Source organism: Acinetobacter sp. WU_MDCI_Abxd143 (genome assembly GCF_025514195.1).
Lineage (GTDB): Bacteria > Pseudomonadota > Gammaproteobacteria > Pseudomonadales > Moraxellaceae > Acinetobacter > Acinetobacter pittii_H.
In genome coordinates this window covers 297,781-316,674 of record NZ_JAHPTH010000002.1, presented here as the reverse complement: position 1 = coordinate 316,674, position 18,894 = coordinate 297,781, and the positions used below count along the sequence as shown (strand labels likewise).

18 protein-coding genes are annotated in these 18,894 nt (G+C 39.4%); 13 read left to right on the top strand and 5 right to left on the bottom strand.

Features of this window, described 5'->3' with window-relative positions; translation table 11 throughout:
• The first annotated feature begins 42 nt into the window (after nt 1-42).
• From KTI79_RS06290 to KTI79_RS06280, 3 genes are all read left to right on the top strand, one after another.
• Complete coding sequence (locus KTI79_RS06290; protein ID WP_002121613.1) at nt 43-1,362, top strand: adenylosuccinate synthase; 1,320 nt, start codon at nt 43-45, stop codon at nt 1,360-1,362.
• Between the two features lie 121 nt (nt 1,363-1,483).
• A complete protein-coding gene (locus KTI79_RS06285) occupies nt 1,484-1,801 on the top strand; it encodes a hypothetical protein (RefSeq protein ID WP_032055571.1) in 318 nt (105 codons plus the stop codon).
• A gap of 115 nt (nt 1,802-1,916) precedes the next feature.
• Nucleotides 1,917-2,696, top strand: a complete 780-nt coding sequence (locus tag KTI79_RS06280) for a M48 family metallopeptidase (protein ID WP_032055568.1) — start codon at nt 1,917-1,919, stop codon at nt 2,694-2,696.
• A gap of 54 nt (nt 2,697-2,750) precedes the next feature.
• On the opposite strand, the gene KTI79_RS06275 is transcribed toward KTI79_RS06280, so the two are convergent.
• Nucleotides 2,751-3,800, bottom strand: a complete 1,050-nt coding sequence (locus KTI79_RS06275; protein ID WP_032055566.1) for an NADP(H)-dependent aldo-keto reductase — start codon at nt 3,798-3,800, stop codon at nt 2,751-2,753.
• Between the two features lie 159 nt (nt 3,801-3,959).
• Nucleotides 3,960-4,667: a cAMP-activated global transcriptional regulator CRP gene (gene crp, locus KTI79_RS06270; protein WP_005070320.1), complete on the bottom strand. Its 708-nt coding sequence runs from the start codon at nt 4,665-4,667 to the stop codon at nt 3,960-3,962.
• Between the two features lie 240 nt (nt 4,668-4,907).
• Between crp and KTI79_RS06265 the strand changes: the two genes are divergently transcribed.
• From KTI79_RS06265 to KTI79_RS06255, 3 genes are all read left to right on the top strand, one after another.
• Complete coding sequence (locus KTI79_RS06265; RefSeq protein ID WP_002121587.1) at nt 4,908-5,027, top strand: hypothetical protein; 120 nt, start codon at nt 4,908-4,910, stop codon at nt 5,025-5,027.
• 78 nt (nt 5,028-5,105) lie between these two features.
• A complete protein-coding gene (locus KTI79_RS06260; RefSeq protein ID WP_002121528.1) occupies nt 5,106-5,528 on the top strand; it encodes an OsmC family protein in 423 nt (140 codons plus the stop codon).
• A gap of 96 nt (nt 5,529-5,624) precedes the next feature.
• Complete coding sequence (locus KTI79_RS06255; protein ID WP_032055563.1) at nt 5,625-6,050, top strand: GNAT family N-acetyltransferase; 426 nt, start codon at nt 5,625-5,627, stop codon at nt 6,048-6,050.
• Here the strand turns inward: KTI79_RS06255 and KTI79_RS06250 are convergent.
• Nucleotides 6,047-6,856 carry a M23 family metallopeptidase gene (locus KTI79_RS06250; protein ID WP_032055562.1) on the bottom strand — a complete coding sequence of 270 codons (810 nt, stop codon included), beginning with the start codon at nt 6,854-6,856 and terminating at the stop codon, nt 6,047-6,049. The two genes, KTI79_RS06255 and KTI79_RS06250, sit on opposite strands and share 4 nt — an antisense overlap.
• Nucleotides 6,857-7,156: 300 nt before the next feature.
• Here KTI79_RS06250 and clpB point away from each other — a divergent pair, with 300 nt between their 5' ends.
• Both clpB and KTI79_RS06240 read left to right on the top strand, forming a co-directional pair.
• Nucleotides 7,157-9,736, top strand: coding sequence for an ATP-dependent chaperone ClpB (gene clpB / locus KTI79_RS06245; protein WP_005070314.1), 2,580 nt, complete (start codon nt 7,157-7,159; stop codon nt 9,734-9,736).
• A gap of 259 nt (nt 9,737-9,995) precedes the next feature.
• Nucleotides 9,996-10,412, top strand: coding sequence for a hypothetical protein (locus tag KTI79_RS06240; RefSeq protein WP_032055560.1), 417 nt, complete (start codon nt 9,996-9,998; stop codon nt 10,410-10,412).
• Nucleotides 10,413-10,430: 18 nt separating this feature from the next.
• Here the strand turns inward: KTI79_RS06240 and rlmKL are convergent, their stop codons facing one another.
• Complete coding sequence (gene rlmKL / locus KTI79_RS06235) at nt 10,431-12,641, bottom strand: bifunctional 23S rRNA (guanine(2069)-N(7))-methyltransferase RlmK/23S rRNA (guanine(2445)-N(2))-methyltransferase RlmL (protein ID WP_005076976.1); 2,211 nt, start codon at nt 12,639-12,641, stop codon at nt 10,431-10,433.
• A gap of 239 nt (nt 12,642-12,880) precedes the next feature.
• Here rlmKL and KTI79_RS06230 point away from each other — a divergent pair, with 239 nt between their 5' ends.
• From KTI79_RS06230 to KTI79_RS06210, 5 genes are all read left to right on the top strand, one after another.
• Nucleotides 12,881-13,225, top strand: coding sequence for a hypothetical protein (locus KTI79_RS06230; protein WP_032055558.1), 345 nt, complete (start codon nt 12,881-12,883; stop codon nt 13,223-13,225).
• 124 nt (nt 13,226-13,349) lie between these two features.
• Complete coding sequence (locus tag KTI79_RS06225) at nt 13,350-14,366, top strand: aspartate carbamoyltransferase catalytic subunit (RefSeq protein ID WP_016141676.1); 1,017 nt, start codon at nt 13,350-13,352, stop codon at nt 14,364-14,366.
• Between the two features lie 12 nt (nt 14,367-14,378).
• Nucleotides 14,379-15,614, top strand: coding sequence for a dihydroorotase (locus KTI79_RS06220; RefSeq protein ID WP_032055552.1), 1,236 nt, complete (start codon nt 14,379-14,381; stop codon nt 15,612-15,614).
• A gap of 213 nt (nt 15,615-15,827) precedes the next feature.
• The gene (locus KTI79_RS06215) at nt 15,828-17,255 is read left to right on the top strand and encodes an OmpA family protein (protein WP_032055550.1); all 1,428 of its coding nucleotides are present in this window, start codon (nt 15,828-15,830) and stop codon (nt 17,253-17,255) included.
• A 93-nt stretch (nt 17,256-17,348) separates the two neighbouring features.
• Nucleotides 17,349-18,128, top strand: coding sequence for a Rossmann-like and DUF2520 domain-containing protein (locus KTI79_RS06210; RefSeq protein ID WP_032055548.1), 780 nt, complete (start codon nt 17,349-17,351; stop codon nt 18,126-18,128).
• Between the two features lie 13 nt (nt 18,129-18,141).
• Here KTI79_RS06210 and KTI79_RS06205 read toward each other — a convergent pair whose 3' ends face one another.
• Nucleotides 18,142-18,768: a glutathione S-transferase family protein gene (locus KTI79_RS06205; RefSeq protein ID WP_032055546.1), complete on the bottom strand. Its 627-nt coding sequence runs from the start codon at nt 18,766-18,768 to the stop codon at nt 18,142-18,144.
• Nucleotides 18,769-18,894: the final 126 nt, after the last annotated feature.

Genomic DNA, 18,894 nt, shown 5'->3' with positions numbered 1-18,894 from the left:
TGGTGGTTTCCAATTTTAACAGCATGATGTAATGAGGCTATTATGGGCAAAAATGTTGTGGTACTTGGTACCCAATGGGGCGACGAAGGTAAAGGTAAAATCGTCGACCTGCTCACAGATCAGGCGGCTGCGGTAGTACGTTATCAAGGCGGACATAACGCAGGTCATACTCTTGTCGTAGGTGGTAAAAAGACTGTATTGCACCTCATTCCATCAGGCATTTTACGTGAAAACGTATTGTGCTTAATTGGTAATGGTGTAGTACTTTCACCAGCCGCGTTAATTGAAGAAATGGGAATTTTGGAAGCGGAAGGTGTTCCTGTTAAAGAACGTCTACGTATTTCTCCAAACTGTCCACTCATTTTGCCTAACCACATTGCACTTGATCAGGCACGTGAGAAGAAACGTGGTAATGCTAAAATCGGTACTACAGGTCGTGGTATTGGTCCTGCATACGAAGATAAAGTGGCTCGCCGTGCAGTGCGTGTTGCTGACCTTGTTCGTGGTGGCGCGGCATTAGAAGAAAAACTTCAAGAAATGCTTGAGTTACATAACTTCCAGTTAACTCAGTTCTACGGTGTAGAAGCTGTTAAATTTGAAGATGTATTGGCTCTTTGCAACCAATGGCGTGAAGTGCTTGCTCCATTAGTGATTGATGTTACTAAAGTGTTGCATGACTATCGCAAAGAAGGTAAGGCTGTAATGTTTGAAGGAGCTCAAGGCTCACTTCTAGACATCGACCATGGTACTTATCCGTATGTTACAAGTTCAAATACAACTGCTGGTGGCGTAAGCTCTGGTTCAGGTATGGGACCTTTACATCTTGATTATGTATTAGGTATTACTAAAGCTTATACAACACGTGTAGGTGCTGGTCCATTCCCAACAGAATTAGTTTACGATGCAGCTGCTGATTCTGGTGACCCAATTGGTAAACACCTAGGTACAGTTGGTCATGAATTTGGTGCTTCTACTGGCCGTCAACGTCGTTGTGGTTGGTTTGATGCTGAAATTCTTCGCCGTTCTGTAGATGTAAACTCTCTTTCAGGTATTTGCTTAACTAAACTTGACGTTTTAGATGGTTTAGAAGAAGTGAAAATCTGTGTGGGTTATGAAAATACAGATTCAGGTTGTGTAGGTTCTTCAGATGCAGTTTCTTTTGAATGCTTGAAGCCAATCTATGAAACTATGCCTGGTTGGAGCGAGTCGACTGTTGGTTTAACTAGTATCGATCAATTACCGGCAAATGCTTTAGCTTATGTTAAGCGTATTGAACAATTAATCGAATGTCCGATTGATATCGTTTCAACTGGTCCAGACCGTGCAGAAACAATCGTTTTACGTCACCCATTCTCTGCTTAATTAGCAAAGATTAAAAAGGCCTCCTGACAGGGGGCTTTTTTGTACCCGACTAAAGTGCAGTTTTCGTTTTATCAGATTCAGATTAAAACGTTCTATATAGATAAGGAATGATGGGCTCAGGATGAAGCTGCAACCAACTATTTCAAAAACAATTTTTTATTCTTTTTTATTTGCTATTGGTGGTTCACCCACAATGGCAATGTTGGTCATTTATGGCCAAGAATATCATGAAGATTTCTTTATGACTGCTTTTATGAGCTTGTCAGTTCTATTTGCATGCGTATTAATTCCTGTAGTACTCATACAAAATAGTTATTTACTATGGAAAAGAGAAAGTCCTAATCTTGAAGAGAAAGTTAAGACCTTAAGCCATGTTTATTTGGGCTTAAATATAATCTGTTTAATTTTCTGGATTTATTTGATGACTTTATCGACTTGATCGTTACATAAATACTATGATCATGAAGAAATGAGACATTCAAAGCATGAGTGGTATTTCTTATAATAAGTGCAAAAGAATAAACAGCTTTTTATCGATTTAGGTGATCCATGTTATGAATAAAAAACTCTTTTTAAGCTTGTGCGCGGCAAGTGTGATAACCATTTCTGGCTGTGCAACAGTAGCAGACATGGCAGGCGCAGATACTGCAACCTTAAATGCTCAATCTGCTCAAGGTTTTAATAAGATGGTGCAGGAAGCACGTGGTAAGGGTGCTCTCGATACAAGCTCTAGTACATATAACCGTATTAATGCTGTATTCAACCGTTTAAAACCATATGCGAACCAGATGAATCAGACTGGTCAACCATTTAGCTGGCAGTTAGCGGTGTTGAAATCAGATACGATTAACGCTTACGTTGCACCTGGTGGCAAGGTAGTGTTCTATACAGGTATTGTGAATAAATTGAACCTGACAGATGCTGAAATTGCAGCTGTTATGGGTCATGAAATGACACATGCTTTAGAAGAGCATGCAAAAAGTAAAATCGGTGCACAAGCTTTAACTGATTTAGCTCTTGGTATCGGTTTAAGCTATGCGGGTAATAATGTAGGCCAGCTTGGTACTGCTGCCGCTCAGTTAGGTACACAAGTGGGTGTAGGCTTACCATATTCTCGTAGCTTGGAAAGTCGTGCTGACCAAGGTGGTTTAATGTTGATGGCGCGTGCAGGCTATAATCCAAATGCTGCGATTACACTTTGGGAAAAAATGAATAAGCTTGAAGGTGGCGGTGGTTCATCATTCTTGTCTACTCACCCATCTAACTCTCAACGTATTGGCGATATGCGTAAAAACCTACCTGCGGCAATGGCAGTTTATAATAGTCGCAGATAAGATGTAAATTTTATATATATAAAGAAAACGGATGCTTTAGCATCCGTTTTTTATTTAAGGAGCAGGGTTGGGCTGTTTGGTATGGATGGCCTCAATACCTTTTAGAACTTCACTTGGTAAGTCAATCTCAAATGCCTGAATATTTTCTTTGAGTTGATCTAAATTAGTAGCACCAATAATTGTACTGGTCACAAAGAATTGTTGTTTAATAAAAGCTAAGGCCATCTGAGTTAAGCTTAGTCCATGCTTTTCTGCTAGCTGTGCGTATTGTTCAGTCGCCCATTCGCTTTGAGGGTTGTTGTAGCGGCTAAAACGCGGAAATAGTGTTACACGAGCGTTAGCAGGACGAGCGCCATTTCTAAACTTACCCGTTAGGTAACCAAAAGCCAGAGGAGAGTAGGCGAGCAAGCCGACATCTTCATATTTAGCAATTTCTGACATACCTATTTCATAAGTACGGTTAAGCAGGCTATAGGGGTTTTGAACACTTACAAATTTACTGACACCTAGCTTTTCGGCCAAATGTAAAAATTTCATAGTGCCCCACGGGGTTTCATTTGATAAACCAATATAGCGAATGCGTCCGCGATTAATCTCTTCTTGTAGGGCGAGTAATGTTTCTTCTAGAGGTGTTGTGTCGTAATCATTTTCAGCTTGCTGATTGCCATAAGCGAGCGTACCGAAAAAGTTGGTATGACGTTCAGGCCAATGCAGTTGATAAAGATCGATATAGTCCGTTTGGAGGCGTTTAAGTGAACCATCTAGGGCTTTGGCAATGTGGTCGCTGTTAAAGCGCGTATGGCCTTCTCGGATGTGTGTTCCTCCAAAGTCCGGACCTGCAATTTTAGATGCGAGAAAAACTTTATCGCGTTGTCCGTGTTGGGCAAACCAATTGCCAATAATCGTTTCAGTTGCGCCATAAGTTTCAGGTTTTGGCGGAACAGAATACATCTCTGCCGTATCCCAAAAATATAGACCATTGGCCAAGGCGTAATTGAGTTGTTCAAAAGCTTCTTGTTGGGAGTTTTGCTCACCAAATGTCATGGTGCCTAAACAAATTTCTGGAAGTTTAAGGCCTGTGCGACTAAGTGGGTTAAATTGCATACAGCGAAATCCTTGGAAATTTTGAGTTAGCCTAACGGAGAATATGTATTCAACTTAAATCATAAAATTAGAATAGTTTGTAAGTTTTGTGTATTAACTCATTGTTGTATATAAAAAAAGCAAACCGAAGTTTGCTTTTTATTAAAAATTTAATGAATATTATTCTTCATCGTCGTAGTCATCATCAGAAACAGTGTTTTCTTCTAATGAAGCATCAAAAATAAGAATAGCTTTACCATCAGTTTGGATCATACCTTGATCTTCTAAGGTTTTGAGTACACGGCCAACCATCTCACGTGAACATCCCACAATACGGCCAATTTCTTGACGTGTAATACGAATTTGACGACCGTTTGGCAAAATCATTGCTTCTGGCTGAGAAGATAGATCGATTAAACAACGTGCAATACGGCCAGACACATCAATGAACGCAAGATCTGTCATTTTACGTGTCGTATTTTTTAGACGGCGAACTAATTGTGCAAAAACAGCATAACTTAAATCTGGATATTGTTTGCTAAGTTCGTGGAAGTTGTCATATGAAATTTCTGCAATTTCGCAGACATCGCGAGTACGAACTTCGGCTGTACGTTGAGGGTTCGGTTCGAAAAGCCCCATTTCCCCAAAGAAATCGCCCGGATTTAAATACGCAACAACAATTTCACGTTCATCATCTTCACGCAAAATAATTGAAACTGAGCCTTTTAAAATTAAATATAAAGATTTTGACTCTGTTCCGGCATCAACAATTGTGGTTCGTTTTGGATATCTGTTGATGTGAGCACGTTTTAACAATGCTTTAACGGATTCAGGTAGTTGCCCCGGAGATAAAGCATCTGTGCTGAGTTGTGAAAAATTTGAAGTCATGCTTAATATGTTCCGAATAGGGTAAACAATTCACACAAGCTCGAGATGAGCTATTACACAGAAGAGATGAAATTCCTTATCAACTCATTTTATGTTAGTGTACAAAACAAGGGCCTGTTGACATTTCACAGATGGTTGCAACATAAGACAATTCTTTTAGACGTACCAAATAAGAACTATGAAATTTAGCCATTCTAAATAAATAGATCTTAACAATGGAACGTACAAAATAACTTGGTCTTGCGCTATGCCTGCGCTGCTTTAATTGCAACTCAGATTATGGCTGAAATTTCACAAACTTTATTACAAAACTGGACAAAGGATTGCCATTGTCTGGGTTTTGCGTCTTATTTGGATTAATTTTTAGCTATAACGCAATCCATAGATGAAATGTCAACAGACCCTGCTTAAATTTATAATTTTTTTTGGGTAGTTGCAATGCAAACAAGTGTACATTGGCTAGAGAATGTTGCTTTTGAAGCGAAATCGGATAGTGGGCATAGTGTCATCATGGACGGCTCACCTGAGTATGGTGGTGAAAATCGTGGTCCACGTCCTATGGAATTGATATTAATGGGACTTGGTGGGTGTGCTTCGTTTGATATTGTGACCATTTTAAAGAAATCTCGCCAAGATGTGACGAATGTTGTATGTAATTTAAAAGCTGAGCGCGCTGACGCAATTCCGGCTGTGTTTACTAAAATCCACTTACATTTTGTGGTAACTGGTAAAGCTGTGAAAGAAAAGCAGGTTGCAAAAGCAGTTGAATTGTCTGCCGAGAAATATTGTTCAGCAAGTAAAATGCTTTCCGATGGTGGTGTTGAAATTACACATGACTTCGAAATTATTGAAGCGGAATAAGGCATTTTTTTGATAACTAGAAATTAAAAAAAGCTGACATAAGAGTTGGCTTTTTTTATTGTCAAAAATAACTAAAAAATAATAGAGAGAAGAAAGGTGAATATTCGTTCTGCTAAATCAGAAGATACTCAAGCCATATGTGATCTACTTAAACAGATGGGATACCCACAGCCTCTTGCTCTTATTCAAGAAAAATTTGAGATACTCCATAATGACTCTAATTCACAAATTTTGATTGCTGAAGAGAGGGGTAAAATTTATGGTTTTTTATCTCTCTACTTTATTCCGCAAATTGCCTTACAAGGTGACTTTGCCAAAATATGCTATCTGTGTGTTGATGAGAATATGCGTAGCAAAGGTGTAGGGCATTTACTCGTAAAGGAGGCTGAGCAACAAGCCAGACGCCGAGGGTGTGATCGAATGGAACTGCATTCAGGAATGCAAAGACCTTTGGCACATCGATTTTACCTAAGAGAAGGCTATGTCGAAGCGCCAAAGTATTTTCGTAAAACTTTAAATTAACGAGCTGTATTTAGAAAAAGCTGAGGATCTACCCGAGCATTATTAAGGCTCATGCCCCAATGCAGATGAGGGCCTGTCACGCGTCCTGTTTTGCCTACTAAACCTAGTGTTTCTCCTTGGCGGATATGTTGGCCTTTTTCTACTTTAATTGCGCTTAAATGGCAGAACATGCTGACTAAGCCTTGGCCATGATCAATCAATACAGTTTGTCCATTAAAAAAATAAGATCCAGTTTGGATAACCACACCATCTGCGGGAGCAACAACTTTTTGTCCTACTGGTGCAGGAATATCTAGACCTGAGTGAGGCGCGCGTTCCTCGCCGTTAAAGAAGCGTTTTCTTCCAAAAGAGTTGCTAAATTTCCCTGAAGTCGGGCGTATAAATGTGGGTAGGGTTTGCCATGAGCTCTGTGTAAATGAGGTATACACATCATTTTGTTCTTTTGCTTCTTGAGCGTAGCGGTCTAATTGACTTTGGTTAGGGTTCACATAATCTTGGTTCGAGACTTTAATGCGTTGCTCAGCGTAAGGATAAGACTTAACTTCTATTTGAATCGGGGCTTTATTTGTGTCGAGTTGAATACTGCCGATTGGAGTAGATAATGGAATGCCAACCACGGCATAACGCTGCTGACCTTCTTGGCTAATTAAAACAGGCTTTTGTTGAAAAGTGACCTGAGTAATATCAGTAGGTAGAGAAACAACTGCAATTCCACCGGGTCGTCTAGAGTCTTGGGGGAGCTGAGCGATTGCCAGTGCCGAAGTAAAAAGACAAGTTGTTGTTAATATAATATGTTTAAAGTGCATTTTTCATTTCAAAACGAGTAGGAAACTAGCAAGATAAACTAAAGCTTAATTACTAAATTCTCAATGAAGACTTTGTGAAAAGCGTAGTAAGAATAAGCATGAATCTAAATATTCAAGCATTTTAATAAAATGTAGCTGAACTGTACTTGAAATATATACAAAACAATCCCATATTATAATGGAGTTTTACTCATTATTGTTTTGTTAACATTATGAAAAATATATAAAAATTTATTTGAAATCCGAAGAAGTGTTCCCATCTATTAGACAAGTACAAATTTGTTGTGAGGAATAACAAGAATGCGTTTTGAGAAATTTACAAACCGCTTGCAGCAAGCCCTCTCAGATGCTCAATCTTTAGCGATGGGTAAAGACCATACCGCTATCGCAGGTATTCATATTTTGTCTACCTTGTTAGAAGAGCCATCAAATATTAGTTTGTTGCAACAAGCAGGTGCACGGTTACCTGAACTTAAACAAAAACTTGAACAGGCTATAAAAGATGCGCCGACAATTGCCAACCCAACGGGTGATGTCAACTTAAACCCAGAAGCCGTTAAAGCACTTAATTTGGCAGATAGATATGCGCAAAAGGCAGGTGATGAATTTTTATCAACTGACTGGGTTTTATTAGGTTTGGCAGAGACAGGCGAAACTAAAAATATTTTAAGTGCGGTAGGTGTAACTCCCGACAGCTTACGCAAAGTAATTGAACATATTCGAGGTAATGACAAAGTCATGAGTAATAATCACGAAGACCAACGTGACTCACTTAATAAATATACGATTGATTTAACAGAGCGTGCTTTATCTGGAAAACTTGATCCTGTCATTGGGCGTGATGATGAAATTCGCCGTACCATTCAGGTGTTATCGCGTCGTACCAAAAACAATCCTGTTCTTATTGGTGAGCCGGGCGTAGGTAAAACCGCTATTGTTGAAGGTTTGGCACAGCGTATTGTGAATGGTGAAGTGCCAGAGGGATTAAAGAATAAACGTGTTCTATCCCTCGACTTAGGTTCATTACTGGCTGGTGCTAAATATCGTGGTGAGTTTGAAGAACGTTTAAAAGCTGTTTTAAAAGACTTGGCAAAACACGAAGGCGAAATCATCCTGTTTATTGATGAGTTACATACACTCGTAGGTGCAGGTAAAGGTGATGGCGCGATGGATGCAGGTAATATGTTAAAACCTGCGTTGGCTCGTGGTGAATTGCGCTGTGTGGGTGCGACGACCTTAGATGAATATCGTCAATATATTGAAAAAGATGCAGCTTTAGAGCGTCGTTTCCAAAAAGTGCTAGTTGATGAGCCAAGTGTTGAAGATACGATTGCAATTTTACGTGGACTCAAAGAAAAATATGCCACTCACCATGGTGTGCAAATTTTAGACTCTGCGATTATTGCTGCGGCGAAAATGTCTCATCGTTACATCACTGATCGTCAATTACCAGACAAGGCAATTGATTTGATTGATGAAGCAGCTTCTCGTATTAAAATGGAGATTGACTCTAAACCTGAAGCACTCGATAAGCTTGATCGCCGTTTAATCCAGTTGAAAATGCAATTGGAAGCTGTGAAAAAAGATGAAGATGTCGGCAGTAAAGCTGAAGTCACTCATCTTGAAAAACAGATTGCTGAAGTCGAGAAAGAATACAACGATCTTGAAGAAATCTGGAAGTCTGAAAAAACTTTGGTAGAAGGTACTAAACAGGCTCAGGTGGAACTTGATAAAGCGCGTATTGCTTTTGAGAAAGCTCAGCGTGAAGGTGATTTGGCTGAGGCAGCACGTTTACAGTATGGCGTAATTCCAGAGTTGCAAAAACAACTGGAGCAAGATGAAGTTGCAGAAGAGAACGAAGAGCCAAAACTCATTCGTACTAAAGTAACTGAAAATGAAATTGCCGAAGTTGTTAGTGCTGCGACAGGTATCCCGGTTGCTAAAATGATGCAAGGCGAGCGTGAAAAACTTCTTAATATGGAAGAGTTTTTACATGACCGCGTAGTTGGGCAGGATGAAGCTGTTGTTGCGGTGTCGAATGCAGTACGTCGTTCACGTGCTGGTTTGTCTGACCCGAATCGTCCAAGTGGTTCATTCTTGTTCTTGGGTCCAACAGGTGTTGGTAAAACAGAGTTGACTAAAGCTTTAGCTAACTTCTTGTTTGACAGTGATGATGCGATGATTCGTATCGACATGAGTGAATTCATGGAGAAACATTCAGTTAGCCGTTTGGTGGGTGCGCCTCCAGGATATGTTGGTTATGAAGAAGGCGGTGTTTTAACTGAAGCTGTTCGCCGTAAACCATATAGTGTGGTGTTGTTTGATGAGGTTGAAAAAGCGCATCCAGATGTTTTCAATATCTTGCTCCAAGTATTGGACGATGGCCGCTTAACAGACTCACAAGGTCGAGTAGTAGACTTTAAAAATACGGTAATTGTGATGACTTCGAACTTAGGTTCACAAGATGTACGTGAGCTAGGTGAGGGTGCAACAGACGATGAAGTGCGTACTATTGTAATGAATGCGGTAAGTCAGCATTTCCGTCCGGAATTTATTAACCGGATTGATGAGCTTGTGATTTTCCATTCACTCAAAAAAGCACAAATTCGTGGCATTGCCGATATTCAGTTGGATCGATTACGTTCACGTCTTGTTGATCGTGACATGAGTTTAACTGTAGATGACACTGCCTTTGATTTACTGATTGATGCTGGTTTCGATCCTGTCTATGGCGCGCGTCCATTAAAACGTGCGATTCAACAACAGATTGAAAACACATTAGCTCAAAAAATCTTGTCGGGTGATTTTGTTGCAGGTGATACCATTTTAGTGAAAGGTGAAAATGGGCATTTGGTCTTCGATAAAATGAAACTCAGCTAAGCTTTTTCTGCTAAAACCGAAAAGAGAATATGGAAACATATTCTCTTTTTTTATTTTCTATAGAGTTGGCACTGCCGTACAGGCCTGAGATAAAAATCTATAAAACAACGTGAATCTTCACAAAACATGAGTGAAATATTTCAGGTTTTAAATTGATCAATGTTAATGGTCGGGAAGTCTATTTATAAGATTGCGACATGTTTAAAAAATTGTTAATTTTGTTCGATATAACGAACAATAACAATTTGGGATAGATGCGATGAACAATAAACAAGGATCTGCGCTTTGTGTTTTGGGCCTTATTACGCTGATACCAATGAATGTTTTGGCAGCGCAGCCTCTGAGTGAAGGGGCATTAGCGACACAGACTGGAGCGGTGAATGCAGCTTTACCTGTAATTATTGCGAAAGCTCAAGACGATGCTAAGAAACCAATGATAGAACAACAACAGGCACGTCAGGTGTTAGGGGATAATTATTTACAACAAGTTCGATGGGATGCCCTTAGAACGAGCGTACTTTCTCCTTATCAAGAACAAAAACAGAATCATGTGCTAGATAGTAAAGAAAAGAAGAAACTGGAAATGATTGCATTACCGGAAAGAGCAGACCGATTTACCAAATATGATTTTGAATCAAAAAATGTTCATGGTGAGGTTATTATTACCGTGAAGTAATAATAACCTCTACTCTTATTAATATTGATCTAGACCAGGATGCTGGATTTTCCATGCACGGTGGATTTTCTGATTACGTTTAAAATCAGGACCAATGGTTTCAGAAGTGATTTCTTCAACCTGAAAAATAGCTTCGATCTCTTCATCCATTTCGAAACCACGATAGTTGTTTGAGAAATAGAGCGTTCCTTCACTGTTTAGACGGTTCATTGCACGTTTAATCAGTGAAACATGGTCGCGTTGGACGTCGAAAGTACCGTAGAACTTTTTAGAGTTTGAGAATGTCGGTGGATCAATAAAAATAAGATCGTATTGTTCATGACCTTCTTTTAACCATTCAAAACAGTCACTCGCAAAGAACATGTGCTGTTCATCTGCATGATCTACAGTCAGGCCATTTAAAACAAAGTTTTCTTTTGACCAGCTTAAGTAAGTGTTAGATAAGTCTACACTTGTCGTACTTGCAGCCCCGCCTAAAGCAGCATGCAAGCTTGCTGTAGACGTGTAACTATATAAGTTCAAGAAGTGCTTACCACGAGCTTCTTGAGCAATACGTAAACGCATTTGACGGTGGTCAAGGAATAAACCTGTATCTAGATAATCTGTTAGGTTCACTAAAATTTTAGCTTTACCTTCCTGAACGATAAAACGTTTTGAAGCTGTGCTTTGTTTCGTATATTGATTTGTACCAGTTTGGCGCGCACGTGTCTTAATAAAGATGGCATCGCGGTTTAAACCGGTAACAGCACGAATTGCAGCGAGTGCTAAATTAAAACGTTTTTTTGCTTTTTCAGGATCGATTGTTTTTGGTGGTGCATATTCCTGAACGTGTAAGCGATCGCCATATAAATCTACAGCGACATTAAAGTCAGGTAAGTCCGCATCATACAAACGTAAGCAATAAACATTTTCTTTCGTTGCCCATTTTTTCAAGGCAGTCATATTTTTTTGTAAACGGTTAGCAAAATCTTGAGCTTCTTCCATTTCAATAGGTTGAGCTTGCCAAGTTGCTAAGAATGGCTGAGTTACTTTTTCTGGCTTAATTGAACCAAAGCGAATGTAAATTGGTAACTTACCATTCATTAAACGTAAGGTTTCAGGTGCTTCAAACGCTAAAACATCGGCTTGTTCAATTTGCGCTGCAATAATTGCTGCATATTGATTCGGGAAATGTTTTTGTAGAAGTGCAGATAAACCTAAGTAAAGAGAGCGGTTAGATGCTTTATCACCTAAACGTTCACCATATGGAGGGTTAGTTACAATAAATGCAGTTTTGCCTTCAGCTGAAAAATCAGGCCAGTCCGCTAAAGTACGTTCTTCAATCTGAATTTGACCTAACTGTTTTTCAAAGCCTGCCGCAATAATATTTTCACGAGTGGCTTTGACAGCTTCCCAGTCTGCATCGTAGGCATAAAACTTAGGTAAAGGTAATTCAAGCGCCTTTTCGTGACGTTCAGCTGCTTCAGCTTTAAGTGAAAGCCAAAGTTCACGGTCATGACCATGCCAACCATTAAAACCAAAACGGCGTACAAGTCCTGGCGCACGGTCAGTTAAAATCATTAATGCTTCAATAATAAATGTACCTGAACCACACATAGGGTCGAGCACAATCTCTGGCTTACGTTGCTGAAGCTGAGCTTTTTGTAAGATTGCCGCAGCAAGGTTTTCTTTAATTGGCGCATCCGTCATATAACGACGGTAACCACGTTTATGTAATGAATCACCAGACAAATCTAGGCAGTAGGTATGTTCAGTTTTACCTGCTAAAACATAAAGCGTAATTTCTGGTTGTTTAGTATCAATGCTCGGACGACGACCTACAGCTTCCATAAAAGAATCGACTACACCATCTTTTGCTCTAAGTGTTGCAAATTGAGTGTTAACCTTAATTTCACGTTCAGCATGTAAGCGAATAGCGAAGGTACTTTGTGGTGCAAAAATAAGTGACCAGTCAAAGCTAATCGCACCTTCATAAAGCTCTTCTGCTACATCACGCGCATCGTGTGTGTGTTCAAGTTCATAAGTATGAATAGGTAGTAAAACACGAGAAGCAAGACGCGACCACATACAGATGCGGTAAGCATGTTCAAGCGTCCCTTCAATGATTAAACGTCCTGCTTTACGTTCTGTCACTTTGGTGCCAAGCTGTTCTATTTCTTCTTGTAAGAGGGCTTCTAAACCATCAGCACAAGTAATCCAATAGTGGTTTAAACGTAAAGAGGTATTCATAAACTCGATTGACCAAAACATATAAATATTAACGATGCAAAGTTTAACTTATTTTGATGTGTAAAGGTTTTTAAATTATTGCAACCTAGCATAATCTAACCAATAAACTGATTTTTAATAATTAATACAGTAAAAGTGGTATGTATTTTGCTAACTCTATCCTATCAATGGTTATTTAATTAACTAACATAGCCAGTTTTTAATCATTTTATTATTTAAAATTGATGGGGTAATTATAAATGAAAGACAAGATGGGGAATGGTTTTATAGCGAATGCAGAAGCTTTCACACTATCTACCCAAATTTATGTGCGCATGCGTAGAGTGACGGGGAGGGTAATCGATGCAATGTACATGGTTCAAAATAAAGATTATGCAAAATATGTCATTGCGCTTGCACTAGAAACTGAAGATGACGAATTAAAACGATGTGTAGAGCGATTGAAATCGTTGGTTGATACAATATCTGAGCCTTCTCAAAAAGAGAAAATTGCTGTTGGGAAAGTCGAAGAAGAGTCGGAAATTACCGCCGAAGATATTTATCGGGCACAAGTTCCGCACCATTACATTGGTGCATTAAGGTAATTGCCAATAAGGTTCTAAATTTTCTGGTCAATTTAGGGCCTTATTCTGTAAAGTTCTTCTGCGAAAAGAGCGGAATTCAGCTACACTATGCACGTTTTCGCGATTCGACCCATAGGAATCCATTATGCATATTGCAGCGTTGCATCAACCGAGCCAGGTTCAGCTCAATCAAGACGGAAATTTAAAACATTTTTTAACGATTGAGGGACTTTCAAAAGAAAACCTCACCAAGATTTTAGATACCGCACAAAGCTTTTTAGATGATAATAATAATTTAATTAACCGTCCGCTCTTAGAGGGATTGACGGTTATGAATCTCTTCTTTGAAAACTCTACCCGTACCCGTACTACTTTTGAAGCAGCAGCAAAACGTTTGTCTGCCAATGTACTGAACATTGATATTGCACGTTCAAGTACTTCAAAAGGTGAAACTCTGCGCGATACGCTCTGGAACCTTGAAGCAATGGCAGCGGATATTTTTGTTGTTCGCCATTCATCTTCGGGTGCTGCACATTTCATTGCTAAAGATGTATGTCCAAAGGTCGCGATTATTAATGCAGGGGATGGCCGTCATGCGCATCCAACGCAAGCGATGCTTGATATGCTCACCATTCGCCGTGAAACTAAAAAACCATTTGAAGATTTAAGCGTTGCTATTATCGGGGACATTAAACACTCTCGTGTAGCACGTTCGGATGTAGCTGCATTACAAACTCTAGGTTGTAAAGACATTCGTGTGATTGCACCGAATACATTATTGCCAGTGGGCTTTTCTGAATATGGCGAGCATGTTCGCTTATTCAACAACATGGATGCTGGGATTGCAGATTGTGATGTGATTATTGCTTTACGTATTCAAAATGAGCGTATTGACTCTCCAGCATTATCTTCACAGTCTGAATTTTACAGAATGTATGGTTTAAACAAAGAACGTCTTGGTTTAGCTAAACCGGATTGTATTGTAATGCACCCAGGACCAATGAACCGTGGTGTAGAAATTGATTCAAGTGTTGCTGATGGAGACCAGTCGGTTATTTTGAAACAAGTAACCAATGGTATTGCAGTTCGTATGGCTGTATTGGCGTTATCAATGCAAGGCCAACTCCAAGAGCAAGGTTTAATTGAAGCGATTACGTTGTAAGGAATGGATCACATGAGTATTGTAAAAATTGAAAATGTACGTGTGTTAGACCCAATCCAAAAAACAGACAGCGTACAAACTGTATATATTGAAAATGGCAAGTTGGTTGCTCCAGTAGAGCAAGTTGAACAAACCATTGATGGGCAAGGCAAATGGTTAATGCCAACCATGGTTGATTTGTGCGCGCGTTTACGTGAACCAGGTCAACAACAGCATGGGACATTAAAGTCGGAAGGTAAGGCAGCACGTGGCAATGGTATTTTGCATGTCATCACACCACCTGATTCAAAGCCGATTGTGCAAGACAATGGTGCTCTCATTCATGGCTTGATTGAAAAGGCATGGCATGATGGGGGCATTCACATGCATATCATTGGTGCTCAAACCCAAGGTTTAAATGGTAAGCAACCAGCAAACATGGCGGGCTTGAAAAAAGGTGGTTGTACTGCTGTTTCTAATGCGAATGCTGCTTTTGAAAATGATGATGTAGTTATTCGTACCTTGGAATATGCAGCGGGTCTTGGTTTAACAGTCGTGTTTTATGCTGAAGAACCTCAAATTGCTAAAGACGGTTGTGCACACGAAGGCTTTATTGCTTCTCGCCAAGGTTTGCCAATGATTCCGGCAATTGCTGAAACTGTGGCGATTGCGAAATATTTGCTTATGATTGAAGCAACTGGCGTAAAAGCTCACTTTGGTTTGTTATCTTGCGGTGCATCGGTTGAATTAATTCGCGCAGCTAAAGCAAAAGGTTTACCTGTGACTGCCGATGTGGCAATGCATCAGTTGCATTTAACTGAACACTTAACTGATGGTTTCAATTCACTTGCGCATGTCCGTCCACCATTGCGTTCTGAGCAAGATAAAGAACTTTTACGTCAAGGCTTAAAAGAAGGCGTGATTGATGCAATTTGTACGCATCATGAGCCTTTAAGCAGTTCTGCAAAAATGGCGCCATTTGCTGAAACTCAACCAGGCATTACCGCTTTTGATACCTATGTATCTTTAGGCATTCAGCTTATTAATGAAGGTTTATTCGAACCTTTAGAGTGGGTTGAAAAAGTGACCAGCGTGCCTGCGCAGGTTGCTAATATGACTACGCGTTGGAAAGATGAAGCAGGATGGGTATTAGTAGATCCGACTTTAAGCTGGACGGTAAGCAAAGAAACTATTTTATCACAAGGAAAAAACACCCCATTATTGGGTCAAAACCTTACGGGTAAAGTACTTCAAACTTTTGCTAACTGATCAAACGCTTAGTTAAATTAAATTTAAAATATAAACAGGTAGACCAATGAGGTTTACCTGTTTTGTAAATAATAGATGGTAATTTGTATATAAATTATTTAAAAAACAACAAAAGATTGAGCACGGATTAAAATAAAAAACTATCAGCAAAGAGAAGTATTTGAATAATCAAAAGTTGCTGGTTACGACTTATAAGATTCGGGAGAATAATCAATGTCGATAAACCCTATAGAACTGCTTAAAGAAAAAGTATCAACAACATTATTAAATAACCAGGACGGATACCTAGGCGAAAAATCGAATGCTTTATCTAAGTTTTATCCAATTTTACTTTCCTTATTAGCTGCTAAACCTGATCTTATTGGACATTTAAAAAACAGTTTGGCTCCTTCGTTATCAGACCTTTTTTCTCATAATGATCAAATCAAGAATACTGTACTGACTCATTTAAGTGGTACAGCACCAAATAATGAAATCGAAAGCACACTCAACAGTGCAATTAAACCTAGCCTTAATGCAATTTCGGATGTTGCCGGAAATGATCAACAGAGTATTGTGAATTATTTACGTCAGCACGCAGAAACCATTCGTTCGCATTTACCGGGATGGGCAGTAGGTCTATTAGCTCCTTTAGGACTTGGTGCAGGTTTATCTTCAGTTCCACATGCAACTTCAGCAGCCCCACCATTAACTGCAGCCAGTGAAAAAACAGGCAAATCTCGTGGGTTCCTCCCTATTATTGCCTTAATTATTTTGGGTCTTATCATTGCTTGGTTATGGCGTTCTTGCCAGCATAAAGAAGCTGTACCAGCACCTGAACCTACGGCTGCTAGCGGTGTTGAAGCAACTACTGCAGCCGCACCTGCGAGTTTAACTTTAAGTACAGATGATAAAGGCGCTGTGAGCCAGTGTCAGGCAGGTATTGGTGATCAAGGATTCTTAGCAACACTACAAACCCAAGTTAAGCAAGTTTTCTCATCAACTCAAGATTGTAATGTGGATACTAGTCAAACTTATGCGGCTGGATTTACAGATAAAGATGCGCTTGCGGGCGTACTTGGTGCATTAAAAGGTGTGCCAAATGCATCTTTAGAATGGATAGGTGACAAAATTACTTTGAAAGCAGGTGATGCAGCAGCGTTAGCAGCATTAACCGCAAAAGTAAAAGCACTTGTTCCTCACACTGAAGTCGTTTCTACAGCACCAGAAACAGCTGAACAGTCTGTAAGTAATAGCTTAACTGCTTCGCAAACTGCTCTAGGCTCAATTGATCCGAATAATGTCGATGTAAATGCTTTAGTGAAAGCGCTTAACTTGCAAATCATTAATTTTGCGAGTGGTTCTAGTGACATTCCGGCAGATAATAAAGCTATTCTTGATCAAGCTGCAACACTTTTAAATAAAGTCAATGGAGTGAAATTAAATGTGGGTGGTCACACTGACTCGACGGGTAATGCAGTAGCAAATAAAGCTTTATCACAACGCCGTGCTCAAGCAGTAGTCGACTATTTAACATCTAAAGGTGTAGACGGGTCTAAATTAGTTGCACAAGGTCATGGCTCTGATCAACCAGTTGCAGAGAACACGACAGAAGAAGGGCGTTTTAAAAACCGTCGTATCGAGTTCTCAGTAGCTCAATAATGCTCTGATGAATTAAAAATTAGTTATTTTAATTTGAAAAAAGCTTCTCATTTTGAGAAGCTTTTTTGTTGAAATAAATAGTGTTGGATTGATATGAAAATCAGTTTGGTGGGAAGTGGGCGAGTTGCCTTTCATTTGGCAAAAGTACTTTTGGCTCAAGGTCATCAGATCGTACAAGTCTATGCGCGTGATTTTGAGAAGACCCAGAAATTTGCAGAGAAAATCCAAGCAAAAGCCTGTCAGTCTCTTCGAGAATTTCAACCGACTGATCTTATCATTTTAGCGGTTTCAGATAGTGCGATTGCAGAGCTTGCAAAGCAGATTCATGAATTGTTTCCTGAAACACTTATGGTTCACACCTCTGGTAGCACAGATATTGAAGTTATCAGTCATGTGCATAAAAAAGCAGGGGTATTTTATCCATTACAGACATTTAGCTTTGAAAGAGACGTCGATTGGCAAGCCACACCATTATTTGTTGAAGCGGTAACAGATGCGGATCAAGCAATACTTGTAGATTTAGCAAATAGCCTAAGCAGTCGAGTATATCAATATACCTCAAAACAACGTTTAACTTTGCATTTAGCGGCTGTATTCGCTTGTAACTTTAGTAACTATTGTTTTGATATGGCAAAGCAGGTAGTAGATAAAGAGCAGGTCGACTTTAGCTTGCTCTATCCTTTAATTATAGAAACAGCTAAAAAAGCGACTGAAAATGATCCTAAGCAAATGCAAACTGGGCCTGCTGTAAGAGGAGATCAGAATATCTTGGCAATGCATCAAGACTTATTGGCTCAAGCAGAGCGGGATGATTTAAAACAGGTCTATCAACTTTTAAGTGATGGCATCGTGAAGCGCCATCACTCGGACTAAAGCTTGCTCAAAATTAAGGTTCGCCGTTATTGCCCCATTTTAAGAAACCCGCACGTTGATTTAAACGTTCAAAATATTGGTCGACATGCTTAAGTGTTGGATGGTCAAAAGGAGTGGCCTTCCAGCGCTGTACAGATAGACCAATTGGAATATCAGCTAAGCTAAATTGTGAACCAGCAACATAGGCCTGAGTTTTTTCAAGTTGTTGATCGAGAATCTGCATATGATGATTCCAGTCATCAATACCTTGTTGTAATAAGTTTGGATCTTGATGATCTGGTGAATGTCTCAAGAGAGACATAATGGTATAAGTCCAGCTGTTATTCAGCTCAATCGCCTGCCAATCAATCCACTGGTCAACAAAGAATCTTTCTTTCGCTTGAATAGGGTAAAGCTGATGTTCTTTATCGTAAGCATTGGCGAGATAACGGATAATGCTGTTGGACTGCCAAAGTACTAAATCGCCATCTAAAACAACAGGAATTTGACCATTTGGATTTAATTGTAAATATTCAGGTGATTGAGCAGAGCGAAAGCCTCGACCCCAATCTTCTCTTTCATATTCAAGATTTAGTTCTTCACACAGCCATAAGACTTTGCGAACATTAATGGAGTTATCGCGCCCTAAAATTTTTAACATAGTGTTTTCTGACTTTTCGTGAGTTTAAGTAATTAGTTAGTGAAGCGTTCATTTTTATATTTTTAACATGATTTATGAATATTAATAAGTCTAGAGAATAGCTAAAGTGATATTTAAATAAAATTA